A 2700-nucleotide genomic window follows, 5' to 3' on the forward strand; every position below is an offset into this window, starting at 1 on the left:
TCGACCGCGTAGGCGCGCGCGATGGCGCAGCGCTGCTTCATGCCGCCCGACAGCGTCTTCGGCAGGGCGTCGGCGAAAGGCGTGAGGCCCACGAGATCGATGAAGCGCTCGGCGACGGCGCGGCGCTCCGCCTTGGGCCGGCCCGCGATTTCCAGCCCGAACTCGACGTTGCGGCGCACGGTCAGCCAGGGGAACAGCGCGTATTGCTGGAAGATCACGCCGCGCTCGGGGCCAGGCCCACGCACCTCGCGCCCGTCGACCAGCACGCGCCCCGAACTCGGCAGGGTAAGGCCGGCCGCGATGCCCATCGCGGTCGACTTGCCGCAGCCGGACGGCCCCACGACGGTGACGAACTCGCCGTCGGCGATGTCGAGGTTCAACCGATCGAGCGCCGTGAAGCGCGAACCGTCCGGGGCGGCGAAGTCGCGCGACACGGCTTGGAAGGAGATCTTGGCAGGCATCCCGGGGTGCTCCATCAGGCTCGCTCCTGCCAAGCCGTGAGGCGGCGGTCGAGCGCCACGACGGCGCGGTCCATGGCGAGGCCCAACACCCCGATGGCGATGAGGCTGACGAAGATGGTGGGCAGGTCGTAGTAGAGCTCGGCCTGTTGCATGCGGAAGCCGAGGCCGGACTGCGCGGCGATCAGTTCCGCCGCCACCACTGTCGCCCAGGACGAGCCGAGCCCGATCCGCACCCCCACCATGATGAAGGGGGTAGACGCTGGCACGACGACGCGGCGGAAGATGGTGAAATCGGAGGCGCCGAGCACCCGCGCGGCGTCGATGAAGGTGCGGTCAACGCCGATCACGCCCTGGTAGGTCGCCACGACCGAGGACAGGAAGGCGGCGAGGAAGATGACGAAGACCTTCGGGGCTTCGCCGATCCCCAACGTCACGATGGCCAGCGGAATGATGGCGAGGGGAGGGATGACCCGGAAGAACTGCACGTAGGGCTCGACGAGGCCGCGCGCGACCGCGTACCAGCCCATCAGGAAGCCCACCGGGATCGCGCAGGCGATGCCTATGAGGAAGCCGGCGAGCACGCGGGCGAGACTCGCCGCAGCGTCGGCGAAGAGCGTGCCGTCGCGCGCCGAAGCGAGTGCCTGGGTCGCCACCGCGCCGGGGCCGGGCAGCCCCACGGCGCCCGCAGCCGTCAGCGCCCACCACAGCGCGAGCCCACCGCCGACCGCGAGGAGGTTCAGGCTGAGCATGGAGGACGCGCCGAGGCGCCGCGCGCCGGCCGGACGGGGCTTGGCGGCTCGTGCGGTCAAGGCCGTCATCGCGTGGCCGCCTGCCGGTCGCGGGTGCGGACGTTCGACTCGATCAGCCAGTCGCGGATCACGTCGAGCAGGGCACGACGCATGTCGAGATGGGCGGGGTCGTCCCACAGGTTGTCGACCTCGTCGGGATCGGCCGCGAGGTCAAACAGCTGCCCCTGTTCCGACCCTTTGAAATGGACGAGTTTCCAGCGCTCGCCCCGCACGCCGGTGATGAACTCGGTGCCGGACAGCGCGACATCGCCGCCCTGCTCGCAGAACACGTGCGTGCGAGGCTCCCAAGGCCTGCCTTCCAGTGCCGGGAGGAGGCTGCGCGCCTCGAAAGTAGTGGGCGGGGCGATGCCGGCCAGCTCCAGGATGGTGGGGCCGAGGTCGAACCATTGGCACAGCCCGTCGACCCTGCGCCCCCCCGCGAAGCGACCTGCCGTCGACCACGCGATCGTCGGCACGCGTGTGACGACATCGTACATGGACCACTTCTGGCTGAGCCCGTGGTCACCGAGGCATTCGCCGTGGTCGGATGTGAAGATCACCACGGCGTCGTCGAGGTAGCCGCGCTCCTTCAGCGAGCCGAGGAGCTGCCCGACCTTCTCGTCGATCAGCGTCACGTTGCCGAGGTAGTGCGCCCACATGCGCCGCATCTGCTCGGGTTTCGGGTCGAGGCTCCAGGACACCGAATCGTGGTCGACCGCGACGTCGTGGTGCCGCTTCTCCTTCAGGGCCGCGGGCAGGCGATCGAGCTCCGCCCGCGACGGGTCGGGCAGCGGCAGGTCGTCCCGCGCGAGGTAGGGCTCGGAGTAGCGGGCCGGCGGGTCGTAGGGCGGATGCGGGCCAGGAAAGCCGACCTGGAGAAAGAGCGGCTCGGCCTTCGGGTAGGTATCGACCCACCATCGCGCCATGTCGCCCACGAAGGCGTCCGAGTGCAGCCGCTCGGGCAGCTCCCAGTCGAAGGCGCCGAGGCGCTCGCGGTAGTCGTCACGCTGCCGGTACCCCTCACGCTGCTGCTTGACGAGGCCGTTGGCGGCCAGCGCCTTGTCCCACTCGTCGAAGTACCAGCGGCCTTCGAGATATCGGTCCTTGTTCTCGACGACGTAGCGCTCGTGAAACCCCGAATCGGAGTTATAGGGGATGGTGTGCATCTTGCCGACGTTGACGCAGCGGTAGCCGGCGTCGCGGAGCTGCTCGACCCAGGTGCGTTGCCAGGGCTGACCGTTGGCCAGCACACCCGTGGTGTGCGGGTAATGGCCGTTGAACAGGCTCGCCCGCGATGGCACGCACGACGGTGCCGTGACGTGGCACTGGGTGAAGCTGACGCCCTCCGCGACGAGCCGGTCGAGGTTCGGCGTGTCTGCATAGGGGAAACCCAGCGCCGCGATCGTGTCGAAGCGCTGCTGGTCGGTGATGATGAGCACGATGTTGGGGCG

At 69.5% G+C, this 2700-nt stretch carries 3 protein-coding genes; all 3 read right to left on the reverse strand.

What is annotated here, in order from left to right; all coding sequences use genetic code 11:
* Positions 1-461: ABC transporter ATP-binding protein (locus tag D3273_RS27450; protein ID WP_129230186.1), on the reverse strand; the 461-nt coding region annotated here is incomplete at its 3' end.
* Between the two features lie 14 nt (positions 462-475).
* Entirely contained in the window at positions 476-1210 is a 735-nt protein-coding gene (locus D3273_RS27455; protein ID WP_207210931.1) for an ABC transporter permease, read from the reverse strand.
* A 65-nt stretch (positions 1211-1275) separates the two neighbouring features.
* Positions 1276-2700: sulfatase family protein (locus D3273_RS27460; RefSeq protein ID WP_207210930.1), on the reverse strand; the 1425-nt coding region annotated here is incomplete at its 5' end.

The sequence above is a fragment of the Lichenibacterium minor genome (assembly GCF_004137685.1).
Taxonomy (GTDB): Bacteria; Pseudomonadota; Alphaproteobacteria; order Rhizobiales; family Beijerinckiaceae; genus Lichenihabitans; species Lichenihabitans minor.

Bases quoted from the DNA above. Each gene is read 5' to 3' on its own strand.
- D3273_RS27455 (WP_207210931.1), bottom strand. From the start codon at position 1,210: ATGCTCAGCCTGAACCTCCTCGCGGTCGGCGGTGGGCTCGCGCTGTGG.